At 40.8% G+C, this 19,906-nt stretch carries 14 protein-coding genes; 6 read left to right on the plus strand and 8 right to left on the minus strand.

Features of this window, described 5'->3' with window-relative positions:
• Positions 1-33: 33 nt before the first annotated feature.
• From CJF29_RS03815 to CJF29_RS03825, 3 genes are all read left to right on the plus strand, one after another.
• Positions 34-891, plus strand: coding sequence for a hypothetical protein (locus CJF29_RS03815; RefSeq protein WP_074638712.1), 858 nt, complete (start codon positions 34-36; stop codon positions 889-891).
• 96 nt (positions 892-987) lie between these two features.
• Positions 988-1,680 (plus strand): YjjG family noncanonical pyrimidine nucleotidase, encoded by a 693-nt coding sequence (locus tag CJF29_RS03820; RefSeq protein ID WP_099147505.1) that lies wholly within the window; start codon positions 988-990, stop codon positions 1,678-1,680.
• Between the two features lie 61 nt (positions 1,681-1,741).
• Positions 1,742-2,392, plus strand: coding sequence for a MarC family protein (locus CJF29_RS03825; RefSeq protein ID WP_099147506.1), 651 nt, complete (start codon positions 1,742-1,744; stop codon positions 2,390-2,392).
• 134 nt (positions 2,393-2,526) lie between these two features.
• Here the strand turns inward: CJF29_RS03825 and CJF29_RS03830 are convergent, their stop codons facing one another.
• The 8 genes from CJF29_RS03830 to CJF29_RS03865 form a co-directional block, all read right to left on the minus strand.
• Positions 2,527-4,104, minus strand: coding sequence for an arylsulfatase (locus CJF29_RS03830; RefSeq protein ID WP_099147507.1), 1,578 nt, complete (start codon positions 4,102-4,104; stop codon positions 2,527-2,529).
• Positions 4,105-4,175: 71 nt separating this feature from the next.
• Positions 4,176-4,850, minus strand: a complete 675-nt coding sequence (locus CJF29_RS03835) for a DUF3823 domain-containing protein (protein WP_074638708.1) — start codon at positions 4,848-4,850, stop codon at positions 4,176-4,178.
• Positions 4,851-4,869: 19 nt separating this feature from the next.
• Positions 4,870-6,711: a RagB/SusD family nutrient uptake outer membrane protein gene (locus tag CJF29_RS03840; RefSeq protein WP_099147508.1), complete on the minus strand. Its 1,842-nt coding sequence runs from the start codon at positions 6,709-6,711 to the stop codon at positions 4,870-4,872.
• Positions 6,712-6,716: 5 nt separating this feature from the next.
• Entirely contained in the window at positions 6,717-10,088 is a 3,372-nt protein-coding gene (locus CJF29_RS03845) for a TonB-dependent receptor (RefSeq protein WP_099147509.1), read from the minus strand.
• Positions 10,089-10,328: 240 nt separating this feature from the next.
• Positions 10,329-11,336: a FecR family protein gene (locus CJF29_RS03850; RefSeq protein ID WP_099147510.1), complete on the minus strand. Its 1,008-nt coding sequence runs from the start codon at positions 11,334-11,336 to the stop codon at positions 10,329-10,331.
• 74 nt (positions 11,337-11,410) lie between these two features.
• Positions 11,411-11,998 (minus strand): RNA polymerase sigma-70 factor, encoded by a 588-nt coding sequence (locus CJF29_RS03855; protein WP_099147511.1) that lies wholly within the window; start codon positions 11,996-11,998, stop codon positions 11,411-11,413.
• A 363-nt stretch (positions 11,999-12,361) separates the two neighbouring features.
• Complete coding sequence (locus CJF29_RS03860; protein ID WP_099147512.1) at positions 12,362-13,915, minus strand: SusD/RagB family nutrient-binding outer membrane lipoprotein; 1,554 nt, start codon at positions 13,913-13,915, stop codon at positions 12,362-12,364.
• Between the two features lie 16 nt (positions 13,916-13,931).
• Positions 13,932-16,883 carry a SusC/RagA family TonB-linked outer membrane protein gene (locus tag CJF29_RS03865; protein ID WP_229092304.1) on the minus strand — a complete coding sequence of 984 codons (2,952 nt, stop codon included), beginning with the start codon at positions 16,881-16,883 and terminating at the stop codon, positions 13,932-13,934.
• A 258-nt stretch (positions 16,884-17,141) separates the two neighbouring features.
• On the opposite strand from CJF29_RS03865, the gene CJF29_RS03870 reads away from it, so the two are divergent.
• The 3 genes from CJF29_RS03870 to tnpC all read left to right on the plus strand — a co-directional run bounded on the left by CJF29_RS03870 (position 17,142) and on the right by tnpC (position 19,536).
• Positions 17,142-17,546 carry a hypothetical protein gene (locus CJF29_RS03870; RefSeq protein WP_004307670.1) on the plus strand — a complete coding sequence of 135 codons (405 nt, stop codon included), beginning with the start codon at positions 17,142-17,144 and terminating at the stop codon, positions 17,544-17,546.
• Positions 17,534-17,884: an IS66 family insertion sequence element accessory protein TnpB gene (gene tnpB, locus CJF29_RS03875; protein WP_004296723.1), complete on the plus strand. Its 351-nt coding sequence runs from the start codon at positions 17,534-17,536 to the stop codon at positions 17,882-17,884. The genes CJF29_RS03870 and tnpB overlap by 13 nt, the downstream gene beginning before the upstream one ends.
• An 86-nt stretch (positions 17,885-17,970) precedes the next feature.
• Positions 17,971-19,536 carry an IS66 family transposase gene (gene tnpC, locus CJF29_RS03880; RefSeq protein WP_413544523.1) on the plus strand — a complete coding sequence of 522 codons (1,566 nt, stop codon included), beginning with the start codon at positions 17,971-17,973 and terminating at the stop codon, positions 19,534-19,536.
• Positions 19,537-19,906 lie beyond the last annotated feature (370 nt).

Genomic DNA, 19,906 nt, shown 5'->3' on the forward strand with positions numbered 1-19,906 from the left:
ATAACTTCATTAAAAAACGTAAAACGTAAACGTATGAAAAAGTTAGCTGTTTTATTTGTATGCGTAGCCATGTTGGCTTCGTGTGATGGCTTTAAAGGTGGAAGTAAAGACCTGAAAGCTGAAAATGATTCTCTTTTGATGGAACTGAACCAGCGTAATGCTGAACTGGATGATATGATGGGTACTTTCAATGAAGTTCAGGAAGGTTTCCGTAAGATCAATGCTGCCGAAAGCCGTGTTGACTTGCAGCGTGGAACCATCACTGAGAACTCTGCCAGTGCCAAGCAACAGATTGCTTCTGACATCGAATTCATCTCCAAGCAAATGGAAGAAAACAAAGCGCAGATTGCAAAGTTACAGGCACAGTTGAAGAACAGCAATTACAATTCTGCACAGATGAAAAAAGCTGTTGCCGCTTTGACTGCTGAATTGAATGCTAAACAACAGCGTATTGAGGAACTGCAAACTGAACTGGCTTCCAAGAATATCCGTATTCAGGAATTGGATGCTGCTGTCAGCGATCTGTCTGTAGCAAAAGAAACTCTGGCTGCAGAAAACGAAGCGAAAGCTAAAACCGTTGCCGAACAGGAAAAGAGCTTGAATGCTGCCTGGTTTGTATTCGGTACTAAATCTGAATTGAAAGCTCAAAAGATTCTTCAGAGCGGAGACGTATTGAAGAGCGCTGATTTCAACAAGGATTATTTCACTCAGATCGATATCCGTACGACCAAAGAAATCAAGTTGTACTCTAAACGTGCTGAGTTACTGACTACTCATCCTACCGGTTCTTATGAATTGGTAAAAGATGACAAAGGTCAGTTGACATTGAAGATTACTAATCCTACTGAATTCTGGAGTGTATCCAGATACTTGGTTATCCAGGTAAAATAAGGTAGATATCCCTTTTGAATTGCCAATGTGCTGATTCCTGGATTCAAGAAATTAGCACATTGGCTTTTTTGTTTCTTATTATACGCATAACTACTGATGAAATATAAAAATCTTTTTTTTGATCTTGATGATACCATCTGGGCTTTTTCTCAAAATGCCCGTGACACTTTTGAGGAAGTATATCAGAAATATTCGTTTGACCGCTATTTTGACTCATTCAATCATTATTATACTCTTTATCAACAAAGAAATACAGAACTCTGGATTGAGTACGGTGAAGGAAAGATAACGAAGGATGAATTGAACAGCCAGCGTTTCTTTTATCCTTTACAGGCTGTGGGAGTGAAAGATGAAATGCTCGCCGAACAGTTTTCGAAAGATTTTTTCGCTATTATCCCTACCAAAAGTACTTTGATGCCTCATGCAAAGGAGGTATTGGAATATCTTGCTCCCAAATATAACCTTTATATCCTTTCCAATGGGTTTCGTGAATTGCAATCACGCAAGATGCGTTCGGCAGGAGTGGACGGGTATTTCAGAAAGGTGATTCTCTCGGAAGATCTCGGAGTGTTGAAGCCTTGGCCGGAGATATTCAATTTTGCTCTGTCTGCCACTCAATCCGAGTTGCGCGAATCCCTGATGATTGGTGACAGTTGGGAAGCGGATATAACCGGAGCGCACGGAGTAGGGATGCATCAGGTTTTCTACAATGTGACAGAACGGACTACTTTCCCTTTCCTCCCTACTTATCACATCCATTCCTTGAAAGAATTAATGGATTTATTATAGGTTTTCTGGATTAAGTCGTATTTTTGTTGCGTTTTAGTTTTGCATAAAATACGATATAACCATGGATAGTACGCTTCTGCCTTTCGCCTTGCTTTGTTTCACTTCATTCTTCACATTGACCAATCCATTGGGAACGATGCCTGTCTTTCTTACCATGACTCATGGTATGACGGATAAAGAACGTCAGTCTATCGTACGTCGTGCTACTATTGTGTCGTTTATTACATTGATGGTATTTGTCTTTGCCGGCCAGTTTCTTTTCAAATTCTTCGGTATCTCTACCAATGGTTTCCGTATTGCCGGTGGGGTGATTATCTTCAAGATAGGTTTTGATATGCTTCAAGCCCGTTATACACCGATGAAGTTGAAGGATGAAGAAATCAAAACGTATGCGGATGATATCTCTATTACGCCTCTCGGTATTCCTATGTTATGCGGTCCCGGAGCGATTGCCAATGCAATCGTTTTGATGCAGGATACTCATTCTTATGAAATGAAGGGGATACTGATCGGTACTATTGCCCTGATTTATCTGCTGACTTTCTTTATTCTTCGTGCTTCCACGAGATTGGTAAAAGTCTTGGGTGAAACGGGTAATAATGTGATGATGCGTCTTATGGGATTGATTTTGATGGTGATTGCAGTGGAATGTTTCGTTAGCGGATTGAAGCCGATTCTGGTAGATATTGTGAGAGAAGGGATGATTCCCTGATGAATAAGAATATGAGGGACGGAGAGTTCCTATAATGAAACTTGCCCCTGCTACAACTCTTTTTGTAACAGGGGCAAGTGCTTTTAGATACGTTTTTTAGACATTTTGCATGTCTTTATGTTACCTTTCTGTGGCTATTTTCCTTTGGGATATACATAATGTGTATTTGCCCATTTGTTCCATTCATTTACCATTTGTTTTAGAATTTTGGGATTTTCCCTGGACAAATCAACACGTTCTGTACGGTCTTTCTCCAAGTTGAAAAGTTCCCATACTTTAGAATTCTGGTCTTTAACGGCTTTCCAGTTTTTCCACCATACTACACAGTTGTCAAAGTGTTCACCAAAAATATATTCGTGCAATTCGGTGTCCGTATTGGTTAGTATCGGTAGCATGCTTGCGCCTTCCAAAGGAATGATCTCATTTCCTCCGTGATAGGTCTTCGGATAGGTTGTTTCCGCTGCATCGATGAAGGTTGCCATGATGTCGGGCAGGAAAGCTCTGTTGTGTCTTATCTCGCCATTGTATTTTGCATACTTGTCGGGCCAGGAAATAATCAATGGAGTGGAAGTTCCGCCTTCATACGCTCTTACTTTATACTTACGGTACGGTGTATTGCTCACCTGTGCCCATGGCAGACCATAAGACGGGTTGACCCATTCATTTGGATTGTTAATCATATCGATGGTTCCGAAACCTTTCTCACGATGAGGCTCGGCACATGCACCATTATCCGACAAGAAAATAAGTAAGGTGTTATTCAGCTCCCCTTTTTCTTCCAGGTACTTTATTAACCGTCCCACATTATAATCCATGCAATGAACTTGTGCCGCATATACTGACATTCTTCTATCCAGTTCTATTTGTTCATCCTCGGTCAGTTCGGACCATTGGCGACCCTCCCATTGAGCAAGGTCCCAGTTTTTGTCTACCAATCCCTTTTTAATCATACGTTTCAAACGGGCTTCACGTACTTTCTGCCAACCTTTCCGGTACTTGCCTACAAATTTGTCTATATCCTCCTGTTTAGCATGTAACGGCCAATGGGGAGCGTTGTATGCCAAGTAAAGGAAGAACGGATTGTCATCCTTGGGGCGTTCATCGACAAATTTAATCGCATAATCAGTAAATGCGTCAGTAGTGTAATAAGGTTGTTCCGGTGGAGGCAACTGTTGATTGTCTAAAGTCAGATTGCGATCTCCATGAGGTTGCAGATAACTGCAAGCTCCCGACAAGATACCATAAAAATGATCGAAGCCACGTTGCAACGGCCATTTCTCTTGTCCGTGCATACCGACATGCCATTTCCCCGACATATAGGTATGATAACCGGCTTCTTTCAGCACTTCTGCTATAGTGACTGAATTACGGTTCAAATATCCCATATATCCGTGCACTCCATGATCTTCGGCAGAGTGAGGATCTTCGGACATCATTCCGATACCTGCCTGTTGGGGATAAAGTCCGGTCAGCAGACTGGCACGGGAAGGACAGGAGCGTCCTGTGTTGCAGAAATGGGTAAAGCGTACTCCTTTCTTTGCCAGATTATCCAAATTGGGCGTAGGAATTTCTCCTCCGTAGCACCCTAGGTCGGAATATCCCATATCGTCCACCATAATTAAGACAATGTTGGGCTTTGGGTCATTCTGGGCTGCTGCATGCAGAGACAGTAAGGATGCAGTTCCCATTAATAACATGTTTTTGTTTGTCATACAATTTTGTTTTATTTTTGGGTTAGTTTATTTGTTTGACAAATATACTTATAAATTATTTCTTAGGTGAATTATTTCAGTCTGAAAATTTCTGAATAGACAGCTTGGTCCGCTCCGTTCGCTTTTATACCGATGCGGGCGAATAGGGCTTTGGCTGACTGTACATTCTGATTACTCGTAATATCCAGCGAAATATTTGTTACTCCGGGATTTATATTGGATAAATTTTGCCGGGCTATATTCGTGTTCTCGTCAACAAAAGTTGTTTTGCTGACGAGCAGCATTGCCTGGCTTATCTTTGCATCCTGTACTATTTGCTGTATATTGCACGTGCCGGATACGATGTTGTTATCCAATGTGATATTTTCGTCTGATATTGTAAAATAAGGGGTGACTTTTACTTCACACTGTGTTTTTCCTTTTACTTCCACATATATGGTATCGCGTTTATTTACCCAGGGACCGTTTTTGTCTTTAGTTACCAGTTTGTACGGACCATCGAAAAGTACTGCAGAGAAAGTTCCGTCCTGTGTGGCATACACGGTGATAGGATCATGGTTGGCATAACCATCCTGATACAGTTGTAGTTGAATACCTCCGTTTGTACCTTTCAAACCGAGTTGTTTTCCCTCATACGTGATTTTCCCTTCCAGAAATGATTCGGGTTCGTCGTAATTGTCTAAACCGCAACTTACGGCAAGCAGGGAAAGTGAAAGCAAAGAAAATATAGTTCCTATTTTTTTCATTGTCTTACAGTTTTATGTTTTACTGATACGGATTTTTCACTAATAGCGGGTTCTTGTTGAACCAGCTGTTATCGAAGAAGTTATAATAGTTCTTCATCTGGAAATAGCGGGGGTAAGGAACCATGTAGGCTTTCTTTTTGTCGAATACCCACATCTTGTCATTGGCGCTTCCCGGATCATTGACCTGATAAGGGAATAGCTCGTAGAGCTGTGCATCCGGATTTTCCGAATTACCATCCCAGATTTCGTGAGCCAGGCGCCAGCGTTTCAGATCCCAGTAACGATGATCTTCCAATGCAAATTCCACCCGGTATTCGTGGACAATATCTTCAAATGTGATTGATTCCAGTTCGCTGATGCCGGCGCGTGTACGAACAGGATTGATGTAGTTCAACGGATCATCTTCTCCGGTTTTATTGAGCTCATAAGCAGCCTCACAAGCTATCATATATGCTTCTGAAATACGGAAACGAGGATACCACATGGTACTCATCTTCGAATTGGTAGAAGCACCGATGGTTTCGTCCAAGAATTTGCGGAAGAAGAAACCTGTTTTGTTTATACGGATTTCATTTGATTCCATTGGTCCGTTGATAGAAGTTATCAGGCGGTTATTGTCATCGTAAGAATCGGCTTTACCTATGATTTCTTTCCAATTTCCGTTTCCGTCGGGCACTTTCTGACCGGCTTGCAATACTACTTCACTACCTCTGAATTTGGCTCCCGGATAAAGTACGGTTCCCCACAACCGGGCATCTTTATTGGCAAAGGCATCTTCCGGCCGACTGTACATGATGTAATTTCCGGATTCATCCTTAACTTTGATTGTGCCGTCGCGGTTGTCTTTGTATTCAAATGCTTCTACCAGATTTAATACTGCGCCGGAATAACAACGTTCCTGATCTTCTGCTAGAGAAGCGGGAATATTCTTTTGTGTGAATCCATGGGTGGCTCCTGGATATGCATAATCTTTGGCCCAGATCACTTCATGATTATTCTCTTTGACACAGACTGCATTATAAAAATTCTGTCCCAGATCATTAGGAACCGTTATGTCCAGGTTATAATAGGCAGAAGCTTGAGTTATCACCTCTTTGGCTGCTTCCAATGCTGTTTCGTAATATGGGGTAGCCATTTCCGCCGGAATACCGACTTCATTTCCTTCTGTGCGTATAGGAGCAACCATCTTATTATTGTAGTTGGCCAATGATCCTGCATAAACGGCAGCACGTGCCTTTAACATCAGGGCAGCCCAACGTGTGGCACGGGCGGCATTGGTGGTGGGCTTTGTAGGCAGGTAATCTGCGATAGTGGCACATTCATTGATGATATAATCGTAGACTTCTGATTCTTTGGAACGGGGAACAGCCAAACCTGAAACATCCATCCCTGCCTCATATTCGTATACGTTATCATTCACAATAGGTACACCGCCTAAACCTCTGCACATACTAAAATATGCCCAGGCGCGTAAGAAGCGAATTTCGCCTTCATATCGCAATTTCTCTGTAGATTCAAGTACGGTTGTAGCTCTTAATCCCGCCAGGAACTGATTTAAATTACGAATATATTTATATGGATAAACTCGCCATTGATTGTCACTGTATTCCTGCATGTTATCACGGCCACCATCAGTCACGCAACCGTCGTCCACTTTAGTAAAGCTGGCGGGAGTGGCAAAACTTTGTCCCCAATTCTCTGTATCTCCATAAAAACCGGCCAATACGGAGTTTATCATTTTAGCATCGCTGAAGATCTGGTCATTTGTCAATATCTGATCGGGATCACGATCTAAAAAATCAGAACAAGATCCTAATATCAAAGTTAAACCCAATAACAGGTATCCTTTTATATATTTCATTGCTTTTAGAATTTAAGTGTTAAACCCAGATTGATAATTCGCATACTCGGGTAAGCTGTTCCGTTACCGGCTGAAACTTCCGGATCGATAGGTACATTGGTGAGTGTAAACAGGTTCTGTCCGGCAAGATATAACCTTAGACTGTTAATTCTGCATTTTTGCAGCCACTCTTTGGGGAAGGTGTAACCAAATTCCAGATTACGCAGTTTTAAATAACGGACATTGTACTTCCAGAAAGAGCTATCCCAATAATTACTATGGTTATTGGCATTGTTTCCGATTAATAATGTCGGGTATTTGCCAGGAATCATTTCACTGTTTGCATCAAAGATATCAGATAGTCTCCATGTATCTTCCATGTAGTAAGCCGGGTTGTTTCCATTATTGTTAAATGGAATCTTTTGGATTAATGACGGATTCCAGGTAGACATTCCCGCACCGGAGAAATCCAATGCTAAATCGAAGCCTTTCCATGCGAATGCAAGGTTAAAACCGAAGTTCAGAACGGGTGTGGAGTCTTCTTTGTATCCGATGGGGCGTTTGTCCATATCGTTGATTATGCCATCCCCATTTTGGTCGACGTACTTGATATCACCCGGGCGTAATGTCGTATTTCCTTTCTGGTCATTGTCAATCGGCCACGACGCAATCTCTTCCCAACTTTGGAACTGGCCATCTGCCTCGTATGCCCAGTTGACATTCCCGAAACGGTGCCATGTAGAATTACGATATTCATCCCATGAATTACTGAACTTAGGATTATACTGCTCCCAGTTGTAGAAACGGGAATAGGTGAAATTGGCACTGATAGAATAGTGAAAGTCATTGACCTTATCACTCCAACGTGCAAGCAAATCATATCCGGTATGAACATTAGAATTGAGATTTTCCTTGGGACGCTCAAAGCCCACTTCTTCCGGAAGTAATACGTCGTCACGGGAAGCCGGAATACCGGTTTTGATACGTCTGAAGAAATCTACGCTTCCTGATAAACGGTTATTCAGGAAAGCAACATCGAGACCAATGTCCAGAATTTTAGCCTTTGCCCATGAGAGCGTGGTAACAGGCAGGTTTCGCGGGGTAGTACCAATAATATAGGAACCGTCGATTACTCCTCCTCCCTGTTTGTAATCGTAACCTGTCATGTAGTCGAAAGCACTGTAGCCGTCAACGTTGTCATCTCCTACTAATCCATAAGATCCCCGGATTTTTAAATCGCTGAAAATGGAAGCTATTTTAGATTCCTTCCAGAAGTTTTCTTCTGATATTCTCCAGCCTAATGAGGCGGAAGGGAAGAAACCCCAGCGATGATTGGGCGGGAATTTCCATGAACCGTCATAGCGTGCGGAGAAGTCTATCAGATATTTGTTGGCGTAGTTGTAGTTGAAACGTCCCAGCCAGCCTAAACGTGCTTCCGTATTGTTGCCAGTATCTTCGTATTTGTCAATCGTATCATAATAGATCAGATGCAATGAGTTGGAAGCCGGGATGGCATGCAGCCAAGATTTTGGAGTGTCTCTTTTTATTGCTTCGAAACCAATTACTGCATTGATGGAATGTGCTCCGAATGCTTTTTCATAAGCCAGTTGAATGTTTGAAGTCAACTCTTCCACATAAGCATTCGTCCTTTCCCTCCAGGCACTGGCACGTCCACCTACATCTACATATTCGTCCGTTGCTTCGTCATATCTATAGACACGATAGGTATATTCTTGATTGTTAAGTAATTCGCTTGCAAAATAATATCCGAACAAAGCTTTGGCTTTAAGTCCTTTGATAATTTCATACTCTGCGTTCAGGTTTAATTGGGCCATTCGCCAAGTGTCTTCAAAGGTTCCGCTTTTCTCAAAATTCAATAATCCGAAGTTTAAACCATTGTCAGAGCCTACTGATGCCGGATAGTTAGGATTGTCATTGGCAAACGGACGGACAGTCGGTAGATTGCGGTAGGTAGCTGCTGTCGGGTTTGAATAGTCGTCAGTTCCCGGTACACCCGGATTTCTCAGCTGTTTGATACGTCCGTTCATGTTCATACCAATTTTGAATTTATCAGTGACTTGTGCTTCTACATTCATTTGTACGTTGTATCGTTTCATACCGCCATAATTGCGAATGGCAGATTCCTGATTCATGTGTCCGACACTGAAATAATAATTGATCTTGTCCGAACCTCCGGAAACATTGGCATTGACATAATATTGCGGAGAAATCACCCAGATGTAATCATACCAGTTAAATGGCACATAGCCTTTTTCTGTACCTTGACGCCATTTCTCCAGATCTTCTTTACTATATAAACGGGACGTTTTTCCCTGAATTGTTTCAGACTGTATGTAATTCTCTACATACGTTACGGCATCTGCCGGTTCCGGTAAGCGTGATACATGTTGCCAGCCATAATAAGTATTTAACGTCACAGTGCTCTTGGTGTTTTTCTTTCCTTTCTTGGTTGTTACAACAATGACCCCGTTTGCAGCCCGTACACCATAAATGGAAGCAGAGGCATCTTTCAAAATAGAAATGGATTCGATGTCATTAAAATCAATGTTGTTGAACTGACCTTCATCGGACTGCACACCATCAATCACAAATAAAGGTGTTCCCATATTACGGATTTGCAGGGTAGTGGCATTTCCCGGGCGACTGTCTGCAGATCTGTAGTTCAATCCGGCTACCTTTCCGACCAGTGCTCCGGAAGTGTTTACCGCTGAAGATCTGCTTATATCATCAGCTCCTACGGAGGCGATAGCTCCTGTCAGGGTTGCTTTCTTTTGAGCAAGGCCAAAGCCAGTCACTACGACTTCATTTAATAATTTGGTATTTTCTGCCATTATGATTTTGACATTTGTCTTTCCGGAAACTACGGCCAGTTCCTTAGTCTCATATCCGATATAGGATACTTGCAGTTGTGATTGTACCGGAACTTTCTCTAAGGAGAAGTTACCGTCAATATCAGTGATGACCCCATTGGTAGTTCCTTTCACTAACACGTTTGCACCGATTATAGGATTGTCCGTAGTGTCTACTACACGGCTTGTTATGCTCTGTAATTTTGTCTGTTGTGAAGGTAGGTCGTCAGATAATACAATCTGGAAATTAGGCTTAATCAAATAACTGAATGGAGCCTGCGAAGACAGGTCCTTTAAAACCTTTTCTATACTGCTATTCTGTGCTTCGAGAGAGACTGGCTTATTGAGATTAGCCAACTCTTCATTATAGAAGAAACGATATTCACTTACTTTTTCTATCTGTTTTATTACTTTCTTCAGAGGTTTGTCTTTCATGGTGAGAGTGATCTGCCCCATGGCATTTAGACTACTTGATAAAAATATAATAATATATAATATTCGAGAAAAGAGATGCTTGATGTTACTCATTTTATAGGAAATTAATCATTAAACAATAAAAAAGATGTAACTTTACAAGCTGAAAATCGGGTGTATATAACCCTCTGACACTGCCTTCCGCCAGTTGTCAGTATCAGAGTGAGTTTCCAAGGTCCGATTTAAGCTTAAAGGAGATAGTCCTGACCTTGTCAGGCTATCTTTTTTTATGTTCTACCGAGGCTATTTCATACGCATTGAATTTTAAAGGTTAATAATTAGGAATATATTGGGCTACCTATTGCCTAGTATTATGGTATCTCCACGAGTTTCATAAGTGATGGGAGAGGTTAGGCTAATCAGTTCGATTACATTATCAAGACTATTGTTGCAGATCACTCCCGAGAAGCGATATTGCTTGATACGTTCGGATTTAAATGCTATTTGCATATTATACATCCTGTTAAGCAGTACGGCAATTTCTTCCAGTGTTTCTCCATTAAATACAAGATCGTTATTTCGCCACATTTTGGCATACGATGAATTATCCAGTTTATGTATTGCCAGCTTGCCCGATCTTCGTTCGAATGTGGCATTTTCGTCAGGAGAAAGAATAACGTTATCTCTATCGGAAGAAATACGGACCGAACCGGAAAAAAGTGTTGCGATGATTTGAGAGTCTTCCCGGTAGGCTTTTACATTAAAAGTAGTTCCCAAAGCTTCTACATTCATTCCTGCCGTTTCTACAATAAATGGTTTCTCTTTATCCTTAGCTACTTCGAAATATGCTTCGCCTGTCAATGACACCACTCGTTGAGTGGCTCCGTAATTCGCATTGTAATGCAGTTGAGTATATGAATTTAGCCAAACGACTGTACCGTCCGGTAAGGTAATATTTGCCCGTTGTCCTTTTCCTGTTTGGACAAGATAGCTCTTATCCGTTACTGTGGGTTCTGTTTGAGAAACTGTATATAAATGACCTCCTATTCCTGCTGTTATGATTAAAAGAATGACTGCTGCATACTGGAATAAACGCCTGATTCGCATTGTCCGTTTCTGCTTTCGTCCATTCAACTCTTGTACGGCATTATGCATTTGACTTTTGACCCGTTCAAACATACGTCCTTGTACTTCGGCAATGAGCTTGTTATTAGAGCCTTTCCAGGTTTCCTGATAATAGTTGGATAACTGTTCTTTTGCTTCCTGACTGTGGAGCCAGTCAGATAGTATTCGTTCTTCATCCGGAGAGGTTTCTCCCCGCATAAAACATTCTAATAATAATATATTCGTATTCTTCTCCATGGGCTTTTATTATGTATATCTCCATGGAGCCAAGAACCCTTACAGGGTGCAAAGATTTTACTCTGTATTTAACATTATTTAAAATTAGAAGAAAGAAAAAATAGGGCCAAAGCTACAATTTCATTGGCTAATTTAGAACGTAAGAAATGAAGGGCACGATATAATTGCGTTTCAACTGTTTTTTCTGACAAAGATAGTTGGGCGGCTATTTCTTTATTTGTCAGATGTTGTTTCCTGCTCATGAGGTAGATTTTCTTCCGGGAAGAGGGTAACTGTTCTACCAGTTCGTCTATATATTCTTGTAGGGAGTCGGTGTCAACATCTATTTCAAAGTGCTTGTCGGCATCAGTTTGTTTGATTGAATCCAGAAAACGTTCCGAGAGCAGCCGTTTCTCTGTTTCTTTGTATACCATGTTGCGTGCTATCGTGAAGAGATAGGCTTCAAAATCTTCTTCCGGTTTGATATCTTGATGTCTTTCCCAAATCTTTAGAAATACATTTTGAGTGAGGTCCTCTGCTAGTATTTTATCATATAGAAGGGAATGAATAAAATGAAATACACGGGGATTATATTTCCAGAAAATAGTGTCGAAAGCCTTTTCGTCACCTTGTTGTAAGAGTGATAAAGTGTGTGTGTCTATTTTCTCTAAAAAATGATCCATATATTCAGTGTCTTCAATCCTTTTCAGAGGAAGTTTAAAGAGTTATCATTCAAAAGCTACTCTGTTTATAGACGGAAATAAATACTCTTTTATATAAAAAGTATATGTAAATAAACCCGTAAACCATTGGCAAATATAAGGAACATTTTTTATTTTGAATTACTTTTATAGAGAAAATGTGTTGGTCGGCAGGATGAATGAAAAGAGTATGCTCTATGAAATTACATGAAATAAGAAAGGGGGAGATCGGGATTTTTGTATAAATAATAAAGGCTTTTATAATTATGATATAAAGAAATGAGACTGAATTCCCGCCTTTCCCCTGGAGAATTCAGTCTCATTTATATGATTCAAGTCAATGGATTATCTGCTTCCGCCTGCCCACCAAACGTTTTCACTATATACATATTGTCCGTTTCCGTATGCTGCTTTCACTTCGGCATTCGTTGTTGTGTCGCTATTGCCATAAGGACAACGTAATGGGAAAGAGTTCGGATTTTTTAGCTCAATAAAGTTTTCGCCAAGTCCTTTCATTCTGCGAACATCATTGTAAGATTCTGTCGCTTCTCCTGAAGCTCCCCATAATGCGAAGTATTTTTGAATCATTGTTGTTTTCAACGGTTCGGCTGTATATTTGGCTTCTACTGTATTGTCAAAGTAACTTTCGGCTTCAGTATCTGTAATACTACTTGCCGGGTTGATGAGCGTTTTGCCCAATTCCTTTCTTGAAACGCTAAAGCTATTTTCTGCATTTAACAATCCGGCTACTACAGCGTCTTTTAATGCACTTTTTGCATCACGTCCCAATCTGCATAGAGCTTCTGCTTCCAGGAACTTTAATTCATGATAGCTCAATAACAGTGTGGGTGCTGATATAGAATACATAAATAAAGAAGTTCCATACTTGGAAGTGCCTTGTTCCGGAGAACCGTTAGGCGCATATACGGCATTGTCTGCAGTTCCCGGAGCTTGTTCTTTTCCAGATGCACCTTGTTTAGTGATGAAAGCTCTGGACAGACGTGGGTCGTTGTATTCTGCCAGTTTGCTTCTCATACTTTCGCTTGCACCTAATCCGGCACGAGCCACAAAGAAACCGTAAAGCGGATTTATATTGTTGGCGTCATATACGTCGAATGCTGCTTGTTCTTCTGCACTTTCGAAAGAGTTATCCACATATTCCAAAACCTTCTCCATGTCAGCGTCTTTGTTGGCGGATCTTTTAAGAAGATGCATTGTGTAACGCGCTTTCAGACCATACGCCAACTTAAGCCATTTTTCAGCATCGCCCTGATATAACAAATCTTGAGCTCCCGGGTCTATTAGATCTTCTTTCTGCAAGTCTGCAATAGCGTCGTCCAGGTATTGCATTGCTTGTGTATAAATCTCTTCTTGTTTATCCATTTTAGGAGTCAGGTAAACAGGAGAACCATTTTCGTCAACTAAGGCTGCCTGGCTGCATGGAGCATCTCCGAACATATCGGCTATCAATGCACAATTATAAGCAGCCAACACCTCAGCCATACCTTTGGTTGCAAAATTTCCATAATCTATTCCTCCCTCACTGCATTGATTGATGATGATACGGGCGGATTTCAATGTGGAATACAGACCATTCCATGTATTATTGAAAGTGGAGGATGAGGTCGGTTCGCTTTCTCTGGTTTCTGCGTAATACAATTGGTTGTCAACACCTACTTCATATTCAATGTAAGCAGATAGATAAGTATTGAAATCACCTCCTGCGTTAGAGAATGCGGTAGAGGTTATTACATCCGTCAGAATGAATCTTCCGGCCACGCTTTGCGTATGTCCGTGATCCTTATTGATTCTATCCATTGCATCTTCCGAACATCCGGAAAAGACAACTGATAAAACAGTAGCGGCAAAAATGCCTTTGATTATATTATATGTTTTCATCTTTCTTTTTAGCTAATTAGAATTTTACATTAAATCCAAAACCATAGCTGGCTGTTCCCGGAAGAGAGAAATGCTCGAATGCACCTCCCATATTGTCATTACCCTGTGAAGCTTCTGGATCGAAGCCTTTCATTTCAGACCAAACCAAAATGTTGCGGGCAAAAACATTCACGTTCACATTCAACCATTTCTTTGAGAATACCGGATAGCTTACTGATAATTCACGCAGTTTTATATAAGAATTGTCATAAATGTAGGATTCGTCAATGGATCTTCTTCTTGTGAAATATGCTTGAGCGTCTGTTACCTTTATATCATTGGGCGCATAGATTGAGTTACCGTCTGCATCTTTTCCTGTTTCTTTAACGGAGTTTTCCACAATGAATTCGGTATTACGCATATCACCAGATAATTTGCTCACACCGTAATAGTTCATTTCACCTGCGGTACCACTATACATCTGTCCTCCTTGTTTCCAGTCGAATACTGCAGAAATACGGAACTTGTACAATTCGATATTTGTATTGAAACCTAAACGGAAGTCAGGAGATACAGTTCCGATAACCGCATCTTTTCCCTGCATGGGAAGTCCGTTTTTGTCTACTACAATCTTGCCTTCGTCATTACGCATATAGCTTTTTCCATAGATCACAGGGAACTTGTCACCAATTCCGGCACGTACCTGCGGAGTTACAAATCCTCCTAACATAATACTTTCTACTCCTGGAGCCAATTCGTCTACGTAATTGTCGATTTTGGAGAAGTTAAAAGCGAAGTCGAGTTTGAAGTTCTTGGTATCTACCGGAGATACGCCCAATGTCAACTCGTGGGTATTTGTGTGGATTTTACCTCCATTCATTATCATACTTGAGGCTCCGGTTGAACCTGCCAAAGGAACTTCGAATATCTGATCTTTCACATTCTGACGTGAATAAGTATAATTCAAGGTTACCAGTCCGTTTAAGAAAGTAAGATCTGCTCCCAGTTCGTATGATTTTGTATTTTGTGGTTTTAAGTTAGGGTCATATACCTTATAATATGGAATGTAAGCCATTGCTCCATTAATTGGATAAACAATAGGATTTCCCATATAGAAACCGCCACCATAAGACGGAGTATAATAATAACTTTGAGTATAATCACCGGCCATACCAACTTCCGCATAAGAAGCACGTATCTTACCGAAGGTTAATATGTTATTCTTCAGGGGAGCCAGTTCGGTGAAGATGAATCCTAATGACACTGAAGGATAAGTGAAAGAACGGTTGTCACGTGGCATGCTTGAAACAATATCGTTACGTATACTTCCACTTAGATAGAGCATGTTTTTCCATGCTACTGACAAGTTGGCGAAATTACCTACCGTTCGTTTCTTGTTGTATTGGCTTTCGTTGGAGAATACAGAAGCATTATTCAGATGATTCCATCCGGGGAAATTGAAATTCATGCTATATGCGTATTCATATTTTGTCTTTTTATCCACAAACTCATTACCAATCAATGCATCCAAGGTCCATTCTTCGTTGATATTCCATGTGTAAGCGGCAGTTAACAGTGAGTTTAATTCATTAACAGTGTAATGGTACTCTGAATCTTCACCTGTAGGTGCCCAAGTACTTCCATATCCGTAGATTTCTGAATAATTGGTAGTGTAAGCGTCATCACCGATCTGGTATTTAATATCCAGTTTGTGGTTGTCTGTTCCAAATTTAGTGATGTATTTCACGAAAGCATTTCCGAAGAAACGTTGTGAACGTTCGGAGAACTGGTTATTGTCAACTGCCCAATATGCATCGTCGATCCAGCTGTCTCGATATGTATTTTGTGTGTAAGGGTCGCCTTCTATGTGAGAAGGAATACCGGCCATATTATAGCTGACGGGTGCATTATAGATCGTAGCAACCACACTGGTGTTGGCTGTAGACTGTTTGGAGATTTTTGAAGTCACAAAGTTTCCATTAAATCCGGTAGTCCAGTTAGGATGGAGTTGTGCTTCGGCAGACATTTTCACGTTATATCTATCCATACCGGTTGATGGAACGATACCATTACTGGTGGTGTTACCCAAAGAAAAGGAGTAGTTACCTTTGTCGAATCTCTGGGCTACATTGACGTTATTGCTCCAAGATACACCTGTTTCAAAAAAGTCCTTCATGTTGTTATATGCTTGTGGAGTAGCCCACGGATTCATGCCGGCAGCTGCAAGTTGAGGAACATAGTATTTTCCGGACTGTTTACCATATTGGCTGGTGTAACTGTTGTCTGTATTTCCTCCGTAGGTAGGGTCGTTAGCTAATTCGGAAATCTTAGGACCCCATGCGAAAGGAGATGACGGATCGAAAGTACCGCCTGAACCTTGTGCATATTCTTGTTGCAGTTCCGGAAGAGTTGAAATCTTATCAAAGGAAAGGTTAGTACTGAAAGTTATAGTAGGTTTCCCTTTATCTGCTCCTTTACCACTTTTGGTAGTGATAACGATAACACCATTGGAAGCTCTCATACCATACAAAGCAGAAGCGGCTTGTCCCTTTAATATATTGATACTTTCTATATCATTAGGGTCAATGTCGACAGCACGGTTAGCATAGTCCGTTCCATACGCTCCATCGGTAAGAGAAGTGCTCACATCTGCGGTAGAAGCGATAGGCATGCCATCAATTACATACAATGGAGTATTGTCTCCAGTGAAAGAACGAGAACCGCGAATCGTAATCTTTGAAGAAGCACCCGGCATACCTGATGATGGGGTGATGTCAATACCTGATACTTTTCCTTGTAAGGCTCCCGCTAAATCTGTATTAGCAGCACGTGTCAACGCATCCGATTTGACGTCTTGTACGGCATATCCCAATGCTTTCTTCTCACGTGAAATACCCATAGCGGTAACTACTACTTCGTCTAGCTTTTGGGCGTCAGCCTTTAATACAACTCTCAAATTTGGCTTAATAACTACCTCTTGTGTTTGCATTCCGATATACGAAATCTGCAAAGTCTTTGCAGAACTAAATATTTTGTATATTATTGATTATCAATGATGTAATATCTAATATTTAGGTGTGGAGAGCTTTTTCTTTTCTTAATTAATGATACATATATGCTTAATTATTAGATGATTAAATAAATTCGTTATTATTGCCAGTCTATATATGTGTAAGCGTCTCCGCGATTCTATCTTGTCGCCCTTTTTTCATTCTTATATTTTTGCTATGTATAAAAATGAAGCATTATGGATTTAGCAGAAAATCGATTTGGAAAAACTTGGAAACATTTCCTTGAAGTATTGAAAGTAGACTACAATTGTTCTTTAGCCGATGTTTGCCGCGATCAGCATACCACTTTTGGTGGTATGAGTTCCTGGATGTCCAGACGGGGCTATAGCGTTAAACAAGCCAAGGCAGATGTGGTCCGTGATTATTATGGCGGCGTTGAACCCTCCCAACCGACAACTTCCTCTCCTTCATTCACTCAAATAGCACCCGCCATGTTGTCGGAAGAAGAGTTTAGTCTTGCCGGGATCACAATCACCTTTAACAGTGGAACCACCATTTCAGTCAAACGGGCCACACCCGGTGGTGTGATTAAAATGTTGCGCGATTACGAAAGAAAGGAGGGAGATCCATGTATTCTCTAACATCAGCCAATCGATACTATCTGTACCAGGGCTTTGTTCGTATGAACCTTGGCATTGACGGTTTATTCAAAATTATACGATCGGAAATGAAGGACTTGTCTCCCGTTTCCGGAGATATCTTTTTATTCTTTGGTAAAAACCGACAAAGTGTAAAAATACTGCGTTGGGATGGCGATGGCTTTCTTCTGTACTACAAGCGCCTCGAAGGTGGAAGTTTTGAGTTACCGACATTTAACCCCAATACAGGCAATTACGAGATTTCTTATCAGGTTTTGTCTTTTATCTTAAATGGAGTGTCATTAAAGTCTGTACGGTTGAGAAAACGTTTTAGGATCTAATTCAATATTCTGATTATTAGACATTTGCGCTAAAGATATCATCCGGTTTATTTGGCTAATTCGTTGATTTTTTATATCTTTATGCCATGAAAAAGGATGAGATCATAGAGTTATTGAAGGAACAAATCAAGGGATTACGAGATGACAACAACAGACTCTTGGACCAAATAGATGCTTTGATAAAGGAGGTTTCTTCCCTTAAAGAGGCACTCCTCCAAAAAGGCGAATCTCTTAGCAAGCAACAGCGCCTTACTAAGGGACTCGCCAAACTTGTATCCAACACATCCGAACAGCAACAGGCTCCCCAATCTGCCATATCCGAAGAAGAGCGGCAGAAGATAGAAGCGGAAAAAGCAGATAAGCGTAAAGCAAGAAAGAACAATGGGGCCAAACGTGACATGCATTATGAGATGGAGGAAGAAGAACATGTCGTTTATCCCGATGATCCCGATTTTGACATCAATAAGGCCCGGTTGTTTACCACTGTTCCCAGAATATGCGTCCGCTATGAATGTGTACCCATGCGCTTCATCAAGCATGTCTACAAGATACACACCTATACACAAGAAGGTCGCCTGTTTGAGGGAAAAACACCGGCTTCGGCCTTCTTGAATTCCAGCTATGACGGTTCATTTATTGCCGGATTGATGGAATTACGTTATATACAATCGCTACCTGTTGAAAGAATCATCAACTACTTCGAGAGTCATGGCTTTACGCTGAAGAAACCTACGGCTCATAAGTTGATAGAGAAAGCCTCAAACCTCTTCGAAAATCTTTATAAGTGCATCCGGCAGACAGCTTTGAGTGATCCTTATAAGGCAGGCGATGAAACCTATTACAAAATACTCGTCCCGGAAAAGAACAGCAAGGGAAAAGGAGTCAGGAAGGGATATCTTTGGGTGGTTGTCGGCATAAACACCAGGATGATATACTTGCTCTATGATGACGGCTCCCGGTCTGAAAGAGTTATTCTTAACGAATTAGGCAGTTGCAAAGGTATCATACAAAGCGATGGTTACTCACCTTACCGGAAGCTCGAAAGCGATGCTTATCCCAATATCACACGCATCCCGTGCTTGCAACATATAAAACGGAAATTTATAGATTGCGGTGAGAAGGACCCGGATGCAAAAAGGATCGTGGAGCTGATAAACGCACTTTATCAAAACGAGCATAAGCATAAAGTTGGGGTTGAGGGATGGACGGTAGAACAGAATCTTATGCATCGAAAAAAGTATGCGCCGGACATACTCGGAGAAATAAAAGATGTGCTTGATGAAATAGAAGAACGGGGGGATTTGTTACCTAAGAGCGAACTGCAGGAAGCCATTACCTATCTTCGCAATGAGTGGAATGCAGTGGTGGACATCTTTAATTATGGTGACACTTATCTGGACAACAATATGGTTGAACGGATGAACCGGTACATATCCTTATCAAGAAAAAACTCATTGTTCTTCGGCAGCCATAAGGGGGCCGAACGAGGCGCCATACTCTATACGATAGCACTCACTTGTAGGATGCATAAAGTGAATCTATTTGAGTATCTCACGGATGTGATAAACAGAACAGCCGAATGGCAACCGAACACACCAATTGAAAAATACAGGGAACTGCTTCCTGACAGATGGGAAAAGGCTAATGACTAAAAAGGGATCATTAGCCTTTTTATTTTAATACACTATATAGAATCGCGGAGACGCTTACATATATGTAATACTTAATCTCTACCCAAAATGGACGTAATTATCTGATAATAAACGTGATATTTATTTAGCAAGGGAATACTATATGAAGAAAATTGCAACAAACTAATTCTGACTAATATTCAAATGTTGATTATTAGTCAAGGTAAATATGACATTCATTGAAATTTTGCAAGCGAATTATTGTTTCTTACGTAAAACTACTTATGTATATATTTATGAATAATAAGACCTGCAATTTCGATTAATTCTAAAATTGCAGGTCTCATCTATTTATTTAAAACTTATCCTTATATGGAGGCAATATTAAAAA

Source organism: Bacteroides celer (assembly GCF_002632415.2).
GTDB lineage: Bacteria > Bacteroidota > Bacteroidia > Bacteroidales > Bacteroidaceae > Bacteroides.